The organism is Actinomycetospora sp. 2LY8.5 (assembly GCF_057180585.1).
The window spans coordinates 94,566-113,601 of sequence record NZ_JBXUHE010000005.1; the positions used below are offsets into that span (position 1 = coordinate 94,566).

Consider the following 19,036-nt stretch of genomic DNA (forward strand, 5'->3'; position numbering starts at 1 on the left):
ACGACCGGCCCGGCGGCTGGTTCGAGGTGGGCGACGCCGACCCCGAGCCGACCCCGAGCCGTCCGCGGCCCTCGCCGCGGTCGTGCCCGCGGCGCGGCGGGCGGGGATCGCGACGTGCGAGGTCGTCGTCCCCGGCGGCGGGCACACGTTCGCGCTGTTCTCCCAGGCGTTCCCCGACTCCCTGCCCTGGATCGCCGGGCGCCTCGGCGCGGGCCCCGCGGTCCCGAGCTGCCCCCTAGCGACCGAGCTGGCTGAAGCGGGCCTGCTGGAGCGGCTCTCGTGTCGGACAGGAGAGCTCAGCTCCTGAAGGTGTGGTCGGGCTTGCGGTTCCCCAGCAGCTCGAGGCCGAAGTCGGAAGTGCAGACCGCTCGGACCGCTATGGTGCTCCTGGAGCGCAGTGCGGTGCCGTCCGCCGGCGAGAAGGCCGACGAGCGGCAAGCCTCCGGTCGTCATCGACGCCGCGGACTCCTTGACGGGGTAGATGTACCGCATTCGGCGTTCTCTGGGCCTGGCCAGGGCGACCACGGTTATCGGCGCACCGCGTTCACGCCTTCCTTGCGGCAACGCATAGGCCGGTGAACACGGCGCGGAACGGAGCGTGAGCATCGATCGCCGCGAGCCAGCTCTCGAGCGCGGAGCCGGTGGGGCCCAGCGGGGGGTAGTTCCCATGGGAGCAGCGAAGGGTGTCGCCGACGATGCGGGACCAGACCGGCGCGTCGACGACGAAAGAGAACGGTTCGACATTGGTCACGGTCATGCCGCGTGCGGCGAGGACTTCGGGTAGCCGCCGTCCCGCCCACGGCTGTGGGAGCGCGTCCTGCATGCGGGCGCTCAGGTGCCTGATGTCCGCGGGTTCCAGGCCGGCCGTCGGCAGGATGGTGGCGCCGTAATCCAGCTCGAACCCCACGTATCGGCCCCCCACCTTCAGGATGGACCGCAGCGAGGTGACCGCCTCTTCCAGCGACGCGACGTACATGAGGACCCGCTCTGTACGCGCGACGTCCACCGAACTCGGAGGCAGGACATTGGTAGCGACGTCACCGTCCCGCCACCGCAGGTTCGGCCGCTCCGGAGCGTTCTCACGAGCGGCGGCCACCATGGCGGGATCGTGATCTACCCCGATCACCGTGGCGGCGGGGTGATCGATGGCGAGGCGGGCGGTTTCCAATCCGAGGCCACAGCCGACGTCGACCAGTGTGCCTTCCGCTGGAGGCGATCCACCACGTCGCAGTGCCGCGCGGACCGGCACGAGCCCCGGAAGCCGGTCCACGGCGCGCAGGAATTCCACACGGTCCTCGATCGGCGCCGTCGACGGGGTGGAGAACGAGCCGTGCAGTTCGGTGTTCGCGCTCGACGTCACGCAGTGACCATGGATGGCACACGGAACCCGTGGTGTGCTCGCCCGCCATCCGGTCCGGAATCCGGGGCTCGTGGTCCGGCGAGACCCGGCCAACGGGTCCCGGTGCGCAGCGGTGAACGTCCGCGGAGCATCGCGGATCGCGGCGCCGTGCTCGGCTCCGTCGAGGGGGCTGGTGCGCGGCCGGTCGAGCGTGGTCGGGTTCCTGTCGGCTCAGTTCCCGGCGTCGTCGCGGCTGTCGGTGCTCGACGAGCCCTCGGCCGCGCTCGACGACGCGGCGGCCGGTGCGTTGTCGGGTTGGAGGTGGCTTCGCGTGAGGCCGGAATGCTGCTTGCCGATCACCGCGGCCGTGGGCGTGCGTTGGGCTCCGCGGTGGTGCAACGCCTCGACCGTGGCCGTCTCGTGCCGGTCGACGACGGCGAAGCCGTCACCGGGCCCGTCGACGTCGTCGCTGCAGGTGACGTGCGCGGAACGGTCGCGGTCGTCGTGCGCTGCCCGGCGACGGCGCAGGAGCTGGTGGCGGTCTGCCCCCGGTCCGCGGCGTGGGGTGCCAGGGACGAGAAGCTCGTGTCTGGTCGGAGCCGGTGACGGCGGACGGGTGGTTTGGCCGCGGCGCTGGCCGTGGGGTGCTCAGTGCGCTCGGTGCGCTGGCCCGAGGACGGAAGCGTCGCGGTGAGCGAGCGCCGGCTGGCCTCGACGATGGTCTGTCTGTTGGTCGATCTGCTGCGTGGCCAGCGAGTTCTGGTGCCGGTGATCGTGTTCGTGCTGGTTGCGGGGGTGCTGCTGAGCGGGGATGACGTGGCGTCCTCGGCAGGCGGACCTGGGACGGTGACCGTCGCCACGGTCCTGACCGCGATGATGATCAGCGGCGTCCTGGCGTTGGTGGTGGCGCTGCTGCCGGGGTTGATCAGCCCGACGGGGTCCCGCCGGGGGCGTCGCTCGTCGAGGGTGCCGAGGACCTGTTTCCAGCGTTGGACGACGCCGCCTCGACGTGGGTGGCGGTCAAGCTCGTGCTCCATCTCGCCCTGACCGCGCTCGTCCTCAGGACGTCCGCCGGCGCCCCTCAGGTTGGTGCGTCATCTCTCTGGAGATGATCGAGGAGGGCATCGCGGACCGGGGCGATGTCGGCCAGGAGGCTGTGTCCCACACCGGGCTGGATCATCACGTGCGCACCGGCGCGCCGAGCGGCCTGCGCAGCGATGTCCGGGTCGTGCACTTCGCTCTCGCCGGCCAGGACGACCAGGGTCGGGACCGGTAGGTGCGGTAGCGGGTCCGGGAGAGAGGGATTCACGATCGGCGACGACGGGAAGTGCGCGGCTCCGTGGGCGAGCAGGTCGAAGTAGGCCTCCAGGTGTGCCGGTCCGGTGCCGGGGGGACCTCCGGCGTACATCGCGCGGGCGTCGTCGAAGCTCGGGTGCGGGTCGCGGTTGCGACCGAACGTCTCGAACGCGGGTCGGAACCCGGCGAAGGTGAGGGGCGGGTCGAGCAGGACCAGCCGCCGCACCCGCTCGGGATGGGCGAGAGCGAACCGCAGCGCGAGGTGACCGCCCAGAGATTGTCCGCACAGATCCGTAGCAGGCAGTTCGAGGAGGTCCAGAGTCTCGGCCAGCCAGGACACGAGATCGTCCATGCTGTCCAGAGGCGCCCCGTCGTGGCGGCTGCGGCCCGGCTCGCCGATGACGTCCACCGCCCGGACGCGATACTGCTCGGCCATCGGCCCCACGGCCGGGTACCAGCACGCCGACGTGCCGCCGTACCCGTGGAGCAGCACCAGCGAGGGGGCCGCATCGGGCCCGGCCGTGGTCACCCGGGTCGTGCCGTACCGGCCGGCGAGGTCGGTGGTCTCGAAGGGCACGGGCCAGTGCGCCATCACGGCGTCGTAGGCCCGCAAGAACGCGGCCTCCAGCTCGGGGGTGGCGAAGGTGCTCACGAGGGCACCATCCCTTCTGTCGTCCTGGACAGGAGCACGGCTGCAGGGCGCGGGGCCACCCAGCAGCGCCCGGTCGTCACGTCGCGTGCTGTCGCCGACTTGCGATGGTGGTCGTTGATGATCATCGGGTCACGAGCGCGCGTCCGCATGGTCCGGTGCGCGAGCAGCGGGTCTCGGCCCCATCGGGCTCCTGAACCCGTTGCCGCCGTACCCGCGGCGGGTCCATCCGTGCCGGCTCCCGGCGGGGTGCCAGCGGGCGCTGGGCGCCGACGACCACGGAGTGCCGTGACAGCACACCACCGACGGACCTGAGCCGTACCGCGACCACCGAACCTGGTGGTCACCTCGCCAGGTGTACGACTCCGCGAGCACCAGGCCCGCATCGGAGCTAGGGAGATCGGGCCCCATCGGTGTCATTCGGGGTTCTCCTGGAGTGCGCGAACTTCGATCCGCGACCCGAGAGCGGCGGAGACCTGCTCGGCCCAGGTCAGCGCCGTCTCCTCGTCAGAGGAGTTGATGATCCAGAAACCACCGACGTACGCGGCCGCCTCGACGAACGGCCCAGGGATGCGCTTGGGTTCGGCGCCGGTCGCATCGACGGTGACGGCGGTCGAGGGGGGCTGCAGCCCGCCCGCGGTGACGAAGGCCCCGGCCTCGTTCAGATCGGTGTTGAACTTGTCGACGGCTGCCATCATGGCCTGCAGTTCATCGGGGTCGAATTCCTGCATCGACTCCATCGTCGGCTCGTCGGTCGATTCGTGCGGGATGGTCAGGAAGTACTGCGGCATGGGAATGTCCACCTTCATCCGGTTGTACGGGGTCTGTCGTGGTCGCTGCCATGACGGTCGCGCCACCCAGGACCCGTGGTGAATCGATCGTCCTCGGGACGTTCCGCCCGCCCATCTGCTGATCGTGTCGGCGGTGTTCGGCTCGGCGGTGTTCGGCTCGGCGGATCGCCCAGGCCAGCACACCGAGGGAGGCCAGCGTCAGAGGCAGCCCCATCGCGACCTTCGCCGCAGCCAGCCACACGATCTCGTCGGCCGTGTAGAGCCAGCGCTGCACCGCGAACCGTGCCCCGAACACGGCGGCGCAGGCTAGAGTCGCCACCGCCAGGGCCCGCCGGGACGGCTCGTCGCCGCGCCAGGCCATCGGCTCCCGGCGGGCGAGGCTCCACGCCACCCCGACCAGGGGGAAACCGACGGCCACCGAGCCGAGCAGGGCCGCAGAGGCTGCGAGGCTCCACCAGATGTCGGGCAGGAAGATCCCGGCGTTCGACCCGGTGAGCCGCGCGATCGTGGCCGCCACACCGATCCCGACGAGCCCCGAGGCCACTCGCGCCACCGACCGGCCCCGGAGCGCCGCGACGACCGTCAGCAGCACCGCGACGGTGCAGCCTGTCAAGACGCCGACAAGCAGGCCCCACCACGAAGTGACGGCGGCGAACACTGCGGAGGGCACCGCCGAGGCGACGAGCTCCTCGAGGCGGCCACGCGTCACGGACCGTCCTCCAGATCGTCGTCGAGATCGAGGCGCACCACGACAGGGCGTCCCCCCGCCCGGCGCGGCCTCCCGAGCGCCAGCACCAGCCGGAACCACCAGAAGGACAGCCCGTAGCAGGCGCCGAGCAACGACAGGCCTCGTGACCGCTCGGCCCGGCCGGCGTCCCGGTCGACGCTTCGGTCGATGCCCCGGTCGACGATCTCGGCCCGTCCTCGGCACCACTGCCCGATGGCCTCGCCGTGAAAGTCTGACGGCGCGACCTCGACCCGAGGGTCGCGTCGCAGTCGCCGCACCTTGTGCGACCGCTCCGGGGTGAGCAGGTAGTGCCGGCCGCCCCCACCGGCCGCCAGCCAGACCGGCGTCACCCGGCCCGAGCCGTCCGGACCGAATGTGCGCAGCGCGAAGAAGCGTCCCTGCGCCGTCCGTCCCATATCCCTCGCTCCGGTGTCGGCGTTGTATGATGCTGTTATATATTGCCGTTATAGGGATGTCGAGGGGAGGGCGCCGATGAGTCCACGACCGACGGATCCCGACGCGCGGTCCGCGATGCTCGGGGCCGCCGCCCGGCTGTTGGCCGCCGAAGGCCCCTCTGCGCTGACGACGCGTCGTCTCGCCGCAGAGGCGGGAACCTCGACGATGGCGGTCTACACCCGGTTCGGCAGCCTGCTCGATGTGCACCGCGCCGTCCGGGCCGACGGTTTCGCCCGTCTCGAGGACCGGCTGGAGGCTCTACCCGAGACCGAGGATCCAGTGGCCGACCTCTTCGTCGCCACGATGGCCTACCTCGACTTCGCGCTCGCCGAGCCTCACCTCTACCGCGCGATGACCGTCGACCAACCGCCACCGAAGGAGCACGACACCGACCTCGACCCCGGCGCGCCCGTCTTCACCCTGCTGACCCGCCACGTCCGTCGCTGCCTCGACGCCGGCCGCTTCCACGGCGAACCCGACCTCGTGACAGTGTGGGCTGCCCAGCTGTGGACCATGCAACACGGCATGGCGACACTGGCGCTCGCCGACACCATCGCCCCGGACCAGATCCGGGCTGTGCTCGAGGACATGGCCGAGCGACTGTGCCTGGGTTACGGAGACGATCCCCCTCGGGCCCGTCGCTCGGTCGCCGCAGCCGCTGCCCGACACCGAGCACCGCGAGGGTGACGCGCTCAGCGCGTTCTGCTCCGATCTCACGACGGCTTGGCCGCCGTGGTCTTTCCCCTTCCCGGCAGCCCGCCGAGTGAGGTCTGTCGCGGCCCGGGCTCGACCAGGGCCTGAGGCTGACCAAGGCCACGTCCTGCTCGAGCGCCGCGGGGTCGTCGTCTCGTATCGCACCCTGCACCGCTACGCGGTTACCGAGCTCGGGTTCGGCCGACGGCGCCCTCGAGCACCCGCTGCCCTGGACCAAGATGCGCCAGGTCTATCGCCTGCTCGGGCTCGCCCGCCGCCACGGCGCCGCCGAGACCGACACCGCCTGCGCCCACGCCCTCGAGGTCGAGGTGATCAACGTCGGGCTCATCGAACGCATGCTCACCTGCGGACTGGCAGGCGTCGAGACGATGACCCGCACCCAGCCCGCATTGCCCGCAGACGCCGCCACCGACGACACCGGGCGCCAGCTTGGCGGTCGTGCCGGCGACGGGCCGGTTCGCCCGCGACCCCGACGAGTTCAGCACCCGGCGGCCGTCATGACCGGGACCAGCAGCAACACCGGCAAACGGGCCCGCAAGACCACCACCCCGACCACCCGCCCCGCCGGCGCCGCGACCGCCGGGCCCGCAGGTCCGGGGCGGATCGAGCCCTCGGGCGAGCTCAAGGAACTGATGCGTCGGCTCAAGCTCGACCGGCTGCTCGACACCCTGCCCGAACGCCTCGCGCTGGCCCGCACCAGCCAGCTGGCCCACCACGACTTCCTGGAGATGCTGCTCGCCGACGAAGTCACCTGCCGCGACCGCCAAGCCGCGCACCTGCGCGCGGCCTAGGCCGGGCTGGACCCCTCGATGATGCTCGAGGCCTGGGACGACACCACCACCGTCACCTTCGACCGCGCGCTCTGGTCGGAGCTGTGCTCGCTGCGCTTCCTCAGCGACGCCCACAACGCACTGATCATGGGCCCGGCCGGTGTCGGCAAGACGTTCCGAGCCACCGCCCTCGGGCACGCCCGCCCGGATGCTCGGTGGTTCAGCCGCTCCGCTCGGCCGCCGCCACGGGCACGGGAGGGGCCACGGGCGCCGGTGCCGGCAGGACGACGGGCCGGACCGTGAGGCGGTCGAACGCGGCCGTGAGCCGCCGGTGCGCGGGCCGCTCGACGAGCCGGGTCAGCAGCCAGCCGACGAGGACGGCCTGGAGCAGCATCGCGACCGTCTGGAGCGTGGGCCCGACGCCGAGCGCCTGCAGGCGCCGCATGAGGACCATGCCGAGGGTCTGGTGGGTGAGGAAGACGCCGTAGGAGATCCCGGCCAGCCAGGTCACGGCGGGCCGGACGGCGGACGGCACGAGCCACTTCCAGTCGGGGCCCGTGGCCGCGAGCAGCATCGCCGCCATCCCGACGCCCACACCGGCCACCGCGATGCGGTCACCGATCAGCGCGCCCGACGCGTCGATGCCGCCGTGCACGAGCTGCGCCGCCGTGCACGTCCCCAGCAGCGCCGCGGCGTGCGGGACGCCCATCCGCCACCGGGCGCAGAGAAAGATCGCGACGCCGGCGACGAACAGGTGCATCCGGTGGAAGCCGAGGCCGTCGACGAGCACGCCGTAGGCCGGCGGCGCCATCGCCTTGAGCGGCAGCTGTGCCATCGGGATCAGGACGGCCGCCCAGAGCACGACGCGCAGGCGGTGCCCGGCGCCCCACCGCCGGCGCCAGAGCAGCGCCGCGACCGAGAACGCGAGCAGCTGCAGCGGGATCGTCCAGTAGGAACCGTCCAGGTAGCCCCAGGTGCGGTCCCAGTTCCACAGCATGAGCAGGTTCGCCGCGAGATCGCGCAGCGTGGGCTCGGGCCCGCCGGGCGTCAGGAAGTCGGCGGCCACGTACGCGAGGAGCGTGGCCACGACGAAGCCGGGCAGCAGCCGCGCGAGCCGGCCGACCCACCAGCGTGTCACGCCGTGCCGGCGCAGGGAGGCGCACACGAAGTAGGCGGAGACCACCAGCAGCAGGCTCGCGCCGATCTGGTGCGGGAAGACGAACCGCCGGTCGACGAGGTCGGGATAGTTGTCCGGCACCACCTGCGTCGAGTGGTACAGCACGACCATCAGGACGCAGCCGACGCGGATGAGGTCCCAGCTGAACCGGCGCATCGGCCACCGAAGATAACAACGAGGTCACGACGCCCCGGCCGGACCCGGACCCGCCGTCACCCACCGTCCCGGCTACCGTTTCCGCGCATGGTGGCGGAACCGGACCTCGTCGTCGTCGGCTCGGGCTTCTTCGGTCTGACCGTGGCCGAGCGGGCCGCGACCGAGCTCGACAAGCGCGTCCTGGTGGTCGAGCGCCGCTCCCACCTCGGCGGCAACGCCTACTCCGAGCCCGATCCCGAGACCGGGATCGAGGTGCACCGCTACGGAGCGCACCTGTTCCACACGTCGAACAAGCGGGTGTGGGACTACGTCAACCGCTTCACCGACTTCACCGGCTATCAGCACCGCGTCTTCACGATCTACGAGGGCCGCGTCTACCCGATGCCGGTCAACCTCGCGACGATCTGCGAGTACGCGGGCCGCGCGATGTCGCCCGACGAGGCGCGCGCCTGGGTGGCGGAGCACGCCGCCGAGATCGACGTCGCGGACGCGCAGAACTTCGAGGAGAAGGGCGTCGCGCTGGTCGGCCGGCCGCTCTACGAGGCGTTCTTCGAGGGCTACACCGCCAAGCAGTGGCAGACCGACCCGAAGAACCTCCCGGCGTCGATCGTGTCGCGCCTGCCGGTGCGCTACACCTTCGACAACCGGTACTTCTCCGACACCTACGAGGGCCTGCCGGTCGACGGCTACACCGCGTGGCTCGAGCGGATGGCCGACCACCCGAACATCGAGGTCCTCCTCGACACCGACTGGTTCGACCTGCGGGACCGCCTCGGGTGGGAGGGCGGCGGCGCGGACGTGCCGACGGTCTACACCGGCCCGCTCGACCGCTACTTCGACTACAGCGAGGGCGAGCTCGGCTGGCGCACGCTCGACTTCGAGCCCGAGGTCCTCACCTCCACCGGCGACTTCCAGGGCACGCCGGTCATGAACTACGCCGACCGGGACGTGCCGTATACGCGCATCCACGAGTTCCGGCACTTCCACCCCGAGCGGACGTCGTACCCCAAGGACAAGACGATCATCGTCCGCGAGTACTCGCGTTTCGCCCAGCCCGGCGACGAGCCGTACTACCCGATCAACACCCCCGAGGACCGCGCCAAGCTCGAGCGCTACCGCGAGCTCGCCCGCAAGGAGGCGACCAACCGGCGCGTGCTCTTCGGCGGACGTCTCGGGACGTACAAGTACCTGGACATGCACATGGCGATCGGGTCGGCCCTGACCCTGTTCGACAACCGCATCGCCCCGTGGTTCACCGTGGGTGCGTCGTTCGACGGCGCGGACCTCGCCGAGGCCTGATCCGATCACCCGTTCCCCACCCTCGCCGACCCACCACACGACGGCGCCGACGTCGCGGCCCTCGGAGGACGACCCGGCCGACTGCCCGACCGGTCTGGTCTGCTCGACGCCCACGCCCTAGCTGAAGTCGATCTCTCCGCTGCGGGTGCGTTTGAGCTCGGTGAACCCGGGGAGGCCGGCCAGCAGCACGGCGCCGTCGAAGGCGTCGAGCGCCTCCCGCCCGCGCGGGACGCGCTCGAGGATCGGTCCGAAGAACGCGACCGGGCCACGAGAGGTCGTGACGTGCAGGGTGGGCGTGCCGACGTCGAGGCCGACCGGCGCCATGCCCTCGTCGTGGCGGGCGCGGACGTCGTCGTCGAGGTCGGTGGCGTCGGCGGAGGCGTAGAGGGCCGCGGCGTCGACGTCGGTGCCCGCGAGCTCGTCGCACACCTCCCGCAGCACCCGGTCGCGCCCGCGCAGGCCCCGGTCGTGGAAGCGGGTGCCGAACGCCTCGACGAACCCTGCCCAGGCGTCGTCACCGCGCACCGCGACGAGTCGCGCCCCGACCCGCACGGGGCGCCACGCGCTGTCCTCGCCGCGCTCGGGAGCCACCGGGTCCTCGCCGCCCAGGACCGCCAGGCTCATGCGCCGCACCTCGAGGCCGAGCGGGCGCTGCCGAGCCACCTCCCGCAGCCAGCGCAGCGCGAGCCACGCGAAGGGGCAGACGGGGTCGACGTACACCGCCACGTGATGGGGCTCGGCCACGCCGCGCACCGTAGGTCGCATCTCGTCTCCGGCGGTCCACGGGGCGACCCGCCGGGGGGCTCCCGGGCCGGCGACCGCCGCGCCGTTACCGTCGTCGGTGTGACGAGCACGGTCGGCGGGACGGTGGAGATGACGGCACGACCCGCGGGCGCTGCGGGTGGTGCGGGCGCCGCGCTGCTCCAGCGCATCATCCTGCCCCGACCCGCTGACCCGACCTCGGTGCGCTCGCTGTACCTCGACGAGGGCACCGCGACGTCGGTGCAGACCACGTCCCCGACCGCCCACCGCCCGGGGACCTACGACGACACCGCCGACGAGTACGTCATGCACGTGCGACGCTCCGGCGGCCCGGTGGCCGAGGTGGTGTCCCGCACCGGTGTGCGCCTGCCCGAGCGCAGCGAGGTCTCGTTCGCCGCCTACTTCAACGCCTTCCCGGCGGCCTGGTGGCGGCGCTGGTCGGTGCTCGACGCGGTCACGCTGCGCCTGCGGGTGCGCGGACAGGGCCGCGTCGACGTCTACCGGTCGACGGCGAAGGGCGTGCCGGTGCACGTCGCGGGCGAGCTCGTCGACAGCTCCACCGATGCCGATGCCGATCCCGACGCCGACGCCGACGCCGACGTCGTCGTCCCGGTCTCGCTGACGCCCTTCACCGACGGCGGCTGGGTGTGGTTCGACCTCACCAGCGCGGGGGACGCCCTCGAGCTCGTCTCCGGCGGCTGGTTCGCCGACCGCGAGGCGCCGGGCCGGGCCGCGATCGCCGTCGGGATGCCGACGTTCAACCGCCCGTCCGACTGCGTGGCCACCCTGAAGGCCCTGGGCGACGACCCGCTGGTCAGCGAGACCCTGACCGCGGTGATCATCCCCGACCAGGGCAGCTCGAAGGTGCGCGACCAGCCCGGCTTCGACGAGGCGGCTGCGGCGCTCGGCGATCGGCTGCGGATCATCGACCAGCCCAACCTCGGCGGCTCCGGCGGCTACGCGCGGATCATGTACGAGGCGCTGGAGACCACCGACTGCGAACAGATCCTGTTCATGGACGACGACGTCGTCCTCGAGCCGGACTCGGTCCTGCGCGCGCTCGCGTTCTCGCGGTTCGCGCGCGAGGACATGCTGGTCGGCGGCCAGATGCTCTCGCTGCAGGCGCGCTCGCACCTGCACGTGATGGGCGAGGTCATCGACCGCGGGACGTTCTTCTGGCAGCTCGCCCCGCATACCGAGGACGACCACGACTTCGCGGTCGACTCGCTGCGCGAGACGCTGTGGATGCACCGGCGCACCGACGTCGACTACAACGCCTGGTGGATGTGCCTGATCCCGCGCTCGGTGGCCGAGCGGATCGGGCTGCCGCTGCCGCTGTTCATCAAGTGGGACGATTGCGAGTACGGCCTGCGCGCCGGCAGCCACGGCATCCCGACCGCGACCGTGCCCGGCGTCGCGATCTGGCACATGTCGTTCGTCGAGAAGGACGACACCTCCGACTGGCAGGCGTACTTCCACGTCCGCAACCGCCTGGTCGTCGGCGCGCTGCACGGCCCGGACAAGCCGCGGGCGATGCTCGCCGATTCACTCAAGCGCACCCTGCGCCACCTCTTCCTGCTCGAGTACTCGACGATCGCGCTGCACCACATGGCGATGCGCGACTTCCTCTCCGGCCCCAAGGCGCTCTTCGGGGCCCTGCCGACCGCCCTCGGTGCCGTGCGCGCCACGCGCGCCGAGTTCCCGGACGGCACCGTCCACCAGGACGCCGGCGCCCTCCCGCGCCCGACCCTCGGCGCGCGCGAGGCCCAGCTCTGGCCCAAGCCGCCGGTCGGCAGGGTCGCGCAGGTCGCGGCGCTGGCCCGGGGCCTCGTGCACCAGCTGCGTCCCGTCGACCCGACCGCCCAGGAGCGCCCGCAGCGCGACGTGCCCGCCGAGCACAGCCAGTGGTTCCTGCTCTCCATGCTCGACGGGGCGGCCGTGACGACCTCGGACGGCTCGGGCGTGACCTTCCGCAAGCGTGACCGTGAGATGTTCTGGGCGATGCTGCGCGAGTCGATGCGCCTGCACGCCGAGATCGCCAAGGCCTGGCCGACCCTGCGCCGCCGGTACCAGGACGACATGGGCGAGCTGGTCAGCCGCCAGGCTTGGCGCGAGCAGGTCTTCGACCGCTTCCGCTGAGCGGGCCCCGGTACGAGCGATGCGGCATCGCTGGCATGTGAGGCCAGGATCGCCACATCCTCGCCGGCGCGACACGCCGGCGAGCGGGGCGTGTGGTTTCAGCGTGGCGGCGACAGGCGGCACGCAACGACGGGCAGCTGCCGCCGGGGGCCACGCGCCGGCGGTGAACGGCAGGAGATTCGCCGGCTCGATCTTCGCAGGTGAGTGGGGAAGTAGGACCGAAGCTGTCCGCCTCCCTCTCTAGCGTTCAGGTCATCAGGGACGACGAGGAAGGCAGGACCCCGATGACCACGATCGCCGCGCAGGAGGCCCCGATGACCGCTACCGATGCCGACGAACGCGCCGACCTCCTCGGCGAGCTGGCCCAGGCCCGGCACTGGCTCGTCTTCCCCACCCGCGACCTCACCGACGAGCAGGCCGCGTCCCGGCCCACGGCGTCGCAGCTGACTCTCGGCGGGCTGATCAAGCACGTCACCAAGGTCGAGGAGGGCTGGATGCGCTTCGCGGTCGAGGGCGACAACGGCGAGGAGGGCTTCGAGCTCCCCGAGGGCGTGTCGCTGGACGACTTCGAGGGCTGGATCGCGAGCCTCGACGAGAAGCCCGACTGGCTGGTCGAGCGGGAGAACGAGTTCAAGCTGCTGCCCGACGAGACGCTCGCGGGCGTCATCGCGGCGTACCACGAGACCGCGGCCCGCACCGAGCAGACGCTCGCATCGCTCCCGGACCTCAACGTGCGGCACGACCTGCCGAAGGCGCCCTGGCACGAGCCGGGCACGAGCTGGTCGGTGCGCCGGGTGCTCCTGCACATCATCGCCGAGACCAGCCAGCACGCCGGCCACGCCGACATGCTGCGCGAGCACATCGACGGCGCCACGTCGATGTGACCCGGTACCCGATCTGCTCCGTCACGACGCCGGTGCCAAGATGCCGGGCGTGACGGAGCAGGCGGGCGCGCGGCGCACCGAGAGCGGGACCGACAGCGGCGAGCCGGCGGACGCGACGTCCCCGAACAGCGGCGAGACCGAGAACGCGCCGACGGAGTCGAGTGGGAACGCCGAGCAGTCGGGCGCCTCGTCCTCCTCGAGTGCCGATGCGGGCACGACCTCGTCGGAGGACACCTCGAGCGGCGCGTCGGAGGCGACCACCGCGACCACCACCGCGACGCAGGCCCGCGGGCGACCCTCGGACGACCCGGCACCCAGCGAGGCGCCGACGACGCAGCACCGCACGCCGGACACCTCCGCGCCGCGAGGTCGCGAGCAGCGCGCACCGCTGGACGTCGGCGAGCTCGTGTGGAAGATCGCCAAGGTCGTGGCCTCGGTGATCCGCGTCGTCGCCTACGTCATCGCCGTGGTGCTGGTGGCCTACGTCCTGCTGACGATCGTCGGGGTGAACCCGCTGAACGCCGTCGCGCAGGTGGTCGGCGGCGTCGCGGACGCGACGGTGCTGGCGTTCCGCGACCTGTTCCTCGCCGCCGACCCGACCGTCGCGGTCGTCGTCAACTACGGCCTCGCGGCGGTGTTCTGGGTGCTCGTCGCGGAGTTCGGGTCGCGGATCGTCCGCTGGCTGGGCGCGCGGTTCTCCTGAGCGGTCAGGTGCGGACCGCCGCCTGCCCGGCGGCCGCGCCGCCGGCCACGGCCCGGACCGGGATCAGCGTCGCGAACCCGAGCAGGAGCACGAGCCCGATCCCGAGGATCCCCCAGCGCTGGGCACCGAACACGGCGATGAACAGAGCGAACATCGCCGGCGCCAGGAAGCTGACCGCGCGGCCGGTCGTGGCGTAGAGGCCGAACAGCTCTCCCTCGCGCCCCGGTGGCACGATCCGCGCGAGGTAGCTGCGCGAGCAGGCCTGCGCGGGGCCGACGAACAGCGACAGGAACGTGCCGCCGATCCAGAACGCCGTGGGCCCGGAGGCGAACAGCATCACCCCGGCGGTGACGACGAGCGCCCCGAGGCACACGAGGATGACGATCTTCGGGCCGACCCGGTCGTCGAGCCGGCCTCCGACGACGGCCCCGAGCGCGGAGACGACGTTGGCGACGATCGCGAAGATGATCACGTCGCCCGCGCTCAGCCCGAACGTCCCGGCGGCGAGCACGCCACCGAACGTGAACACGGCGGTCAGCCCGTCGCGGTAGATCGCGCTCGAGACGAGGAAGCCGAGCAGGTGCCGGTCGTCGCGGTAGAGGCGCGCGAGCCGGCGGAACAGCAGCTTGTACGACGCGGCCCACCCGACCGCGGCCTCCGTGTCGCCGGGCGGCGGGGGGAACGGGAAGCGCATCCGCAGCACCGGGATGGTCGACAGCGCGAACCACACCGCCGCGACGAGGACGACGACGCGCACCGCCGTGCCCTCGCCCTCGAACGGGATCACCGGTGAGTCCGCGAGGAAGAGGACGAAGCAGATCAGCAACAGGACGATGCCCCCGACGTAGCCGGCCGCCCACCCGATGCCCGACACGCGCCCGGTCCGTCCCGGCGGCGCGAGGCGGTAGATCATCGCGTTGTACTCGACCTGCGCGAGCTCGTAGGCGAAGGTGCCGACCCCGAGCAGCAGCAGGCCCCACCACAGGTACGACGGCGCGGGCGCGGTCAGCGCCATGAGCGCCGTGCACGCGATGATCACCGCGGTGAGCCGGCCCAGTCGCCGCTGCCGGCCGGTCTCGGCGCCGGCGGCGTCGCTGCGCTGTCCGTACACGGGTGCGACCAGGGCGACGAGCACCCCGGACACGCTGATCGCCGTGGCCAGGGCCGACGACCCGGAGGCCTCGTCGGCCGCGACCGAGCCGGTGAGGTAGACGGTGAAGACGAACGTCGTGACGATGTGGTTGAAGGCGGCTGAGCCCCAGTCCCATGCGGCCCAGGCCGCGAGCGGGCGCCCGATGCGGGCCGTCGGCGCGGACGGCGCAGTCGAGGACGACACGCGCGAACGGTAGCGACACCGACGCTTCCGCGCGCGCCTCCGGACGGGCGGGTGGGCGGTCCGCGCGTGGGACGGCTCGGCTCCGGGTGCCACCGACCGCTGCGGAAGCACCGTTCAACGTTCCCCCGATGAGACGCACCCTTGCCCGGTGGTCACTCCGGGTGGCCTCGATGGGCCACCCGGCCGTGGACGAGCCGGGGGCCTCTTCACGGTCAGTCCGAAGATCCTCGCGCAGCCGTCGCGAGAACCCGTGGAAGGCCGTGCCCGCGCTCCACGTCGGAGTGACCGATCCCGGGGACACGGCCGATCCGCAGAGGTTCGGACTGTGCGTGATCGATCGCTACGGTCCGTCATGCGACATCGCGGTGTCGCCGGTGAAGGCTCCTCGTCGCCGGACGGGGAGGACCATGCGAAAGGAAACACCGTGGGAATTCTGCGCAAGTCCGTGCTGGCGAGCACGCTGATCGGTGCCGGCCTCGTCAGCATGACCGGTTCCGCCTTCGCGGAGGAGGGCGACACCCAGACCGGCCTCGCGAACGCCGACGACGTTCAGACGATCGTTCCCGTCGACGTGTGCAACAACAACGTGCCGGTCAACGTGCTGGGGGTCCAGGTCCCGGTGCAGGACGTGGCCGGCAACATCCCCGTGCTGAGCCCGGCCGAGCACGGTAGCGAGCAGGTCGGCGCCGTCTCCAAGAACTGCGGCAACGCGGTCGACGCCGACAACGACTGACGTCCCTCTCGCGGCCCGGCGAGGCGAGTCGATCGACCTGTTCACCCGCTGCCGGAGTTGTCCGCTCCCCACGATCCCGACGATCGGGATCGACGATCTCTCTAGCGAGGAGAACCTGCTGTGAAACTTCTGCGTCGCTCCCTGACCGCGACCGTGCTGATCGGCGCCGGTCTGGCCGGCACCACCGGTGCGGCCTTCGCCCAGGAAGGCCACGACCACCACGACGGCGGCACCGAGCAGACCGGCCTGGCCAACGTCAGCGACATCCAGACGATCGTGCCGCTGAACGCCTGCGGCAACAACGTGCCGGTCAACGTGCTGGGGGTCCAGGTCCCCGTGCAGGACGTGGCCGCCGACGTCCCGATCCTCAGCGCCGCCGGGAACGGCAGCACGCAGGAGGGCTCGGTCAACAAGGACTGCGGCAACGCCGTCGAGGCCGACAACTAGACACCCCGATCGGGCGCGTCGACCCCGAATCGATGCGCCTGCTCCATCTCCGAGCGCCCCGTCTCCGGCCGTCGGCAGTGCGCCGCCCGGCACCGAGGCGGGGCGCTCGGCCGTCACATCCCTCGCTGCTGCGGCTCCGCACCGACGACGCAGGATTCCCTGCACCCCTTCTCTGGTCCTCGCGGCATCACTCGTTCGCGCGTTTGTCGGCGATCGTCCGTATCTCGGAAGTCCGGGTCAGAGTTAACCCTCTGTAATAGATCGACTACGGCATGTGGTCGAAACTCTCTGATCGGAGCAGCGACATGGCACGATTTGCGAAGACCGTGCTGGCCTCCGCGATGCTCGGCGCGGGCATGACGGCCCTCGTGCCCGGCGTGGCGATGGCCCACGAGCACGACGACCACCGTGGTGACACGCAGACCGGGCTCGTGAACGTCGACGACATCCAGACCATCGTCCCGGCGAACGTCTGCGGCAACAACGTGCCGGTCAACGTGCTGGGGGTTCAGGTCCCGGTGCAGGACGTGGCCGGCAACATCCCGCTGCTCAGCCCGGCCGAGGACGGCAGCACGCAGGAGGGCTCGGTCAACAAGGACTGTGGCAACGCGGTCGACGCCGACAACGGCTGACGTCCCTCCCGCGGCCCCGCGAGGTGAGTCGACCGACGTGCTCACCGTCGCCGGGGCGTCCCGCCTCCTGATCTCGACGATCTCTCAACCGAGGAGAACTACTGTGAACCTTCTGCGTCGCTCCCTGACCGCGACCGTGCTGATCGGCGCCGGTCTGGCCGGCACCACCGGTGCGGCCTTCGCCGGAGACGGCCACGACCACCACGACGGCGGCACCGAGCAGACCGGCCTGGCCAACGTCAGTGACGTCTCGACGATCGTGCCGCTGAACGTCTGCGGCAACGATGTGCCGGTCAACGTGCTGGGGGTCCAGGTCCCGGTGCAGGACGTGGCCGGCAACATCCCGCTGCTCAGCGGCGCCGGGGACCACAGCACCCAGGAAGGCTCGGTCAACAAGAGCTGCGCCAACGGCGTCGAGGCGGACAACTAGACACCCCGACCGGGCGCGTCGACCCCGGAGCGGCGCGCGCCCGCCACTCCTCTCCGGGCACACCCACACGGGCCTCGGTGGTGCGCTGCGCCGAGACCGAGGTGGGGTGTCCGGTCGCCCGGGACACATGGGCACGGCCCCAGGACGCTGGGTCTGCGCCGGCGCTCGTGGCGTCCCCGCCCACCTCCGGTCGATCTCGATCGGAGCGCAGCCCTCCCCGCGCGGGAGGGTCGGGCAGGGACCCCGGTGCGAGGTCGTCCGTCGGGGGAGGGCCTCGCACCGGGCCCTGCACAGTCCTCGGTCGCCGGTACCGCCGAGGATCCGCGGCCACGCCCCTTATCCTCGGCGCAGAACCGTTCGCGAGCGAAGGACCGGGACGTGCTCAAGGGATTCAAGGACTTCCTGCTGCGCGGGAACGTCGTCGACCTCGCCGTCGCCGTCGTCGTCGGCGCGGCGTTCACCGCGGTTGTCACGGCGTTCACCAACGCATTCCTCAAGCCGCTCATCCAGCTGTTCTCGGGCGGCGGCGAGTTCGCCGGTACGTTCGTCGTCAACGACGTCGTGTTCGACTATGCGAGTTTCATCAACGCGCTGATCACGTTCATCCTCACCGCTGCGGTCATCTACTTCATCGTGGTCATGCCGCTGAAGTACGTCGAGGAGCGCCGGCGTCGCGGCGAGGAGGAGGGCCCGGCCGACCCCACGGACGTCGAGCTCCTCACCGAGATCCGCGACCTCCTGCGCGAGCAGTCCGGCCGCACGCGAGACGCCGGCGGTGTCGGCGGCGCCGGCACGGACCGGATCCCCGAGCAGGACCGCTGACGCGCCCGTCGGAGCACGAGCGATGCGGCATCGCTGGCATGTGACGCCAGGATCGCCACATGCTCGCTGACGCGACACGCCGCGAGCGCGCCCGGCGCGCGGGAGAGGCCGGCCGGGCGATCACGCCGACGTCCACCGTCGGAACGACCGTGGGGCTGGAACACCGCGATCGCCCCGGAGCCGCTCAGGCGGCGAGGGCCGCCGGGTCGATCTCGAAATGCACCGTCGACCAGGGGTCCGGGCGCGCGTCGTGGATCAGTGTCGCGCCGGGGAAGCTCGTCCAGAACGCGAGAGCCCCGGGCACCGAGGCGTTGGTGTGCAGGCAGATCGGGTCGTAGCCGTGGGCGAGCGCCCAGCGCGCCGCCTCGACGGCGAGCATCCGTCCGACGCCGAGGCGCCGGTGCTCGGGGTCGACCCAGACCCGGCAGATCTGCCCGACGCGCCGCCCGGCGTAGCGCTGGGCGAGCCACGAGGGCACGAACTGCGGCTTGGGCCCGCCCGCCCGCACCGACGCGGTGCCGGCGAGCGCAGGGCCGTCGGAGCCCTCGACGCGGCAGACGAACAGCCGCGTGCCCGCCACACCGAGGTAGGTGCCGGCGAGGTCGTCGACGTCGGCGTGTAGCCGCGGGTCGTAACCGCCGAGCTCGCGCTCGAGCATCGCGCGCATGTGCAGTGCGACGGCCGGGAGGTCCGCGCGCTGCGCGGCGCGGACGACGGGTGGCGCGACGGCCAAGGTCATGTCGGCACTGTTGCACAGAAGTGGCAACGGGCAAA

Annotated in this window: 24 protein-coding genes; 15 read left to right on the forward strand and 9 right to left on the reverse strand. The window is 71.8% G+C overall.

The annotated features are described in order from the left end of the window. Positions 1-82: 82 nt before the first annotated feature. Positions 83-307 carry a hypothetical protein gene (locus AC2A1K_RS08855; protein ID WP_483895951.1) on the forward strand — a complete coding sequence of 75 codons (225 nt, stop codon included), beginning with the start codon at positions 83-85 and terminating at the stop codon, positions 305-307. 237 nt (positions 308-544) lie between these two features. Here AC2A1K_RS08855 and AC2A1K_RS08860 read toward each other — a convergent pair whose 3' ends face one another. Next, positions 545-1,360, reverse strand: a complete 816-nt coding sequence (locus AC2A1K_RS08860; RefSeq protein ID WP_483895952.1) for a methyltransferase domain-containing protein — start codon at positions 1,358-1,360, stop codon at positions 545-547. Positions 1,361-1,732: 372 nt separating this feature from the next. Between AC2A1K_RS08860 and AC2A1K_RS08865 the strand changes: the two genes are divergently transcribed. Together AC2A1K_RS08865 and AC2A1K_RS08870 are read left to right on the forward strand one after the other, a co-directional pair. After that, complete coding sequence (locus AC2A1K_RS08865) at positions 1,733-1,945, forward strand: hypothetical protein (RefSeq protein WP_483895953.1); 213 nt, start codon at positions 1,733-1,735, stop codon at positions 1,943-1,945. Positions 1,946-1,999: 54 nt separating this feature from the next. Further along, positions 2,000-2,386 carry a hypothetical protein gene (locus AC2A1K_RS08870; protein WP_483895954.1) on the forward strand — a complete coding sequence of 129 codons (387 nt, stop codon included), beginning with the start codon at positions 2,000-2,002 and terminating at the stop codon, positions 2,384-2,386. Between the two features lie 34 nt (positions 2,387-2,420). On the opposite strand, the gene AC2A1K_RS08875 is transcribed toward AC2A1K_RS08870, so the two are convergent. The 4 genes from AC2A1K_RS08875 to AC2A1K_RS08890 all read right to left on the reverse strand — a co-directional run bounded on the left by AC2A1K_RS08875 (position 2,421) and on the right by AC2A1K_RS08890 (position 5,218). Next, the gene (locus AC2A1K_RS08875) at positions 2,421-3,287 is read right to left on the reverse strand and encodes an alpha/beta fold hydrolase (RefSeq protein ID WP_483895955.1); all 867 of its coding nucleotides are present in this window, start codon (positions 3,285-3,287) and stop codon (positions 2,421-2,423) included. Between the two features lie 413 nt (positions 3,288-3,700). Next, entirely contained in the window at positions 3,701-4,015 is a 315-nt protein-coding gene (locus AC2A1K_RS08880) for a YciI family protein (protein ID WP_483896162.1), read from the reverse strand. Continuing rightward, on the reverse strand, positions 3,993-4,784 hold the full coding sequence (locus AC2A1K_RS08885) for a DUF3159 domain-containing protein (protein ID WP_483895956.1): 792 nt from the start codon (positions 4,782-4,784) through the stop codon (positions 3,993-3,995). Before AC2A1K_RS08885 ends, AC2A1K_RS08880 begins: the two co-directional genes overlap by 23 nt. Then, positions 4,781-5,218, reverse strand: coding sequence for a pyridoxamine 5'-phosphate oxidase family protein (locus AC2A1K_RS08890; RefSeq protein ID WP_483895957.1), 438 nt, complete (start codon positions 5,216-5,218; stop codon positions 4,781-4,783). Before AC2A1K_RS08890 ends, AC2A1K_RS08885 begins: the two co-directional genes overlap by 4 nt. 76 nt (positions 5,219-5,294) lie before the next feature. On the opposite strand from AC2A1K_RS08890, the gene AC2A1K_RS08895 reads away from it, so the two are divergent. The 3 genes from AC2A1K_RS08895 (at position 5,295) to AC2A1K_RS08905 (ending at position 7,045) form a co-directional block, all read left to right on the forward strand. After that, complete coding sequence (locus AC2A1K_RS08895) at positions 5,295-5,945, forward strand: TetR/AcrR family transcriptional regulator (RefSeq protein WP_483895958.1); 651 nt, start codon at positions 5,295-5,297, stop codon at positions 5,943-5,945. Positions 5,946-6,190: 245 nt separating this feature from the next. Further along, entirely contained in the window at positions 6,191-6,763 is a 573-nt protein-coding gene (locus AC2A1K_RS08900) for a hypothetical protein (RefSeq protein WP_483895959.1), read from the forward strand. Between the two features lie 18 nt (positions 6,764-6,781). Then, entirely contained in the window at positions 6,782-7,045 is a 264-nt protein-coding gene (locus tag AC2A1K_RS08905; protein WP_483895960.1) for an ATP-binding protein, read from the forward strand. On the opposite strand, the gene AC2A1K_RS08910 is transcribed toward AC2A1K_RS08905, so the two are convergent. Next, complete coding sequence (locus tag AC2A1K_RS08910; RefSeq protein ID WP_483895961.1) at positions 6,963-8,075, reverse strand: acyltransferase family protein; 1,113 nt, start codon at positions 8,073-8,075, stop codon at positions 6,963-6,965. The two genes, AC2A1K_RS08905 and AC2A1K_RS08910, sit on opposite strands and share 83 nt — an antisense overlap. A gap of 87 nt (positions 8,076-8,162) precedes the next feature. Here AC2A1K_RS08910 and glf point away from each other — a divergent pair, with 87 nt between their 5' ends. Beyond that, positions 8,163-9,374, forward strand: a complete 1,212-nt coding sequence (gene glf, locus AC2A1K_RS08915) for a UDP-galactopyranose mutase (protein ID WP_483895962.1) — start codon at positions 8,163-8,165, stop codon at positions 9,372-9,374. A gap of 117 nt (positions 9,375-9,491) precedes the next feature. Here glf and AC2A1K_RS08920 read toward each other — a convergent pair whose 3' ends face one another. Next, a complete protein-coding gene (locus AC2A1K_RS08920; RefSeq protein ID WP_483895963.1) occupies positions 9,492-10,118 on the reverse strand; it encodes a mycothiol-dependent nitroreductase Rv2466c family protein in 627 nt (208 codons plus the stop codon). 99 nt (positions 10,119-10,217) lie between these two features. Between AC2A1K_RS08920 and AC2A1K_RS08925 the strand changes: the two genes are divergently transcribed. The 3 genes from AC2A1K_RS08925 (at position 10,218) to AC2A1K_RS08935 (ending at position 13,862) form a co-directional block, all read left to right on the forward strand. Further along, positions 10,218-12,275, forward strand: a complete 2,058-nt coding sequence (locus AC2A1K_RS08925; protein WP_483895964.1) for a glycosyltransferase — start codon at positions 10,218-10,220, stop codon at positions 12,273-12,275. A 314-nt stretch (positions 12,276-12,589) separates the two neighbouring features. Further along, entirely contained in the window at positions 12,590-13,159 is a 570-nt protein-coding gene (locus AC2A1K_RS08930; protein WP_483895965.1) for a DinB family protein, read from the forward strand. Positions 13,160-13,208: 49 nt separating this feature from the next. Then, a complete protein-coding gene (locus tag AC2A1K_RS08935) occupies positions 13,209-13,862 on the forward strand; it encodes a hypothetical protein (RefSeq protein ID WP_483895966.1) in 654 nt (217 codons plus the stop codon). Between the two features lie 4 nt (positions 13,863-13,866). Here the strand turns inward: AC2A1K_RS08935 and AC2A1K_RS08940 are convergent, their stop codons facing one another. Then, positions 13,867-15,198 (reverse strand): MFS transporter, encoded by a 1,332-nt coding sequence (locus AC2A1K_RS08940; RefSeq protein WP_483895967.1) that lies wholly within the window; start codon positions 15,196-15,198, stop codon positions 13,867-13,869. A 424-nt stretch (positions 15,199-15,622) separates the two neighbouring features. Between AC2A1K_RS08940 and AC2A1K_RS08945 the strand changes: the two genes are divergently transcribed. From AC2A1K_RS08945 to mscL, 5 genes are all read left to right on the forward strand, one after another. Further along, positions 15,623-15,931: a hypothetical protein gene (locus AC2A1K_RS08945; protein WP_483895968.1), complete on the forward strand. Its 309-nt coding sequence runs from the start codon at positions 15,623-15,625 to the stop codon at positions 15,929-15,931. Positions 15,932-16,051: 120 nt separating this feature from the next. Beyond that, a complete protein-coding gene (locus AC2A1K_RS08950) occupies positions 16,052-16,378 on the forward strand; it encodes a hypothetical protein (RefSeq protein WP_483895969.1) in 327 nt (108 codons plus the stop codon). A gap of 305 nt (positions 16,379-16,683) precedes the next feature. After that, entirely contained in the window at positions 16,684-17,010 is a 327-nt protein-coding gene (locus AC2A1K_RS08955; RefSeq protein WP_483895970.1) for a hypothetical protein, read from the forward strand. Between the two features lie 103 nt (positions 17,011-17,113). Further along, on the forward strand, positions 17,114-17,440 hold the full coding sequence (locus tag AC2A1K_RS08960) for a hypothetical protein (RefSeq protein WP_483895971.1): 327 nt from the start codon (positions 17,114-17,116) through the stop codon (positions 17,438-17,440). A 378-nt stretch (positions 17,441-17,818) separates the two neighbouring features. Then, positions 17,819-18,262, forward strand: coding sequence for a large conductance mechanosensitive channel protein MscL (gene mscL, locus AC2A1K_RS08965; protein ID WP_483895972.1), 444 nt, complete (start codon positions 17,819-17,821; stop codon positions 18,260-18,262). A gap of 184 nt (positions 18,263-18,446) precedes the next feature. Here the strand turns inward: mscL and AC2A1K_RS08970 are convergent, their stop codons facing one another. After that, the gene (locus AC2A1K_RS08970; RefSeq protein ID WP_483895973.1) at positions 18,447-19,001 is read right to left on the reverse strand and encodes a GNAT family N-acetyltransferase; all 555 of its coding nucleotides are present in this window, start codon (positions 18,999-19,001) and stop codon (positions 18,447-18,449) included. Positions 19,002-19,036: the final 35 nt, after the last annotated feature.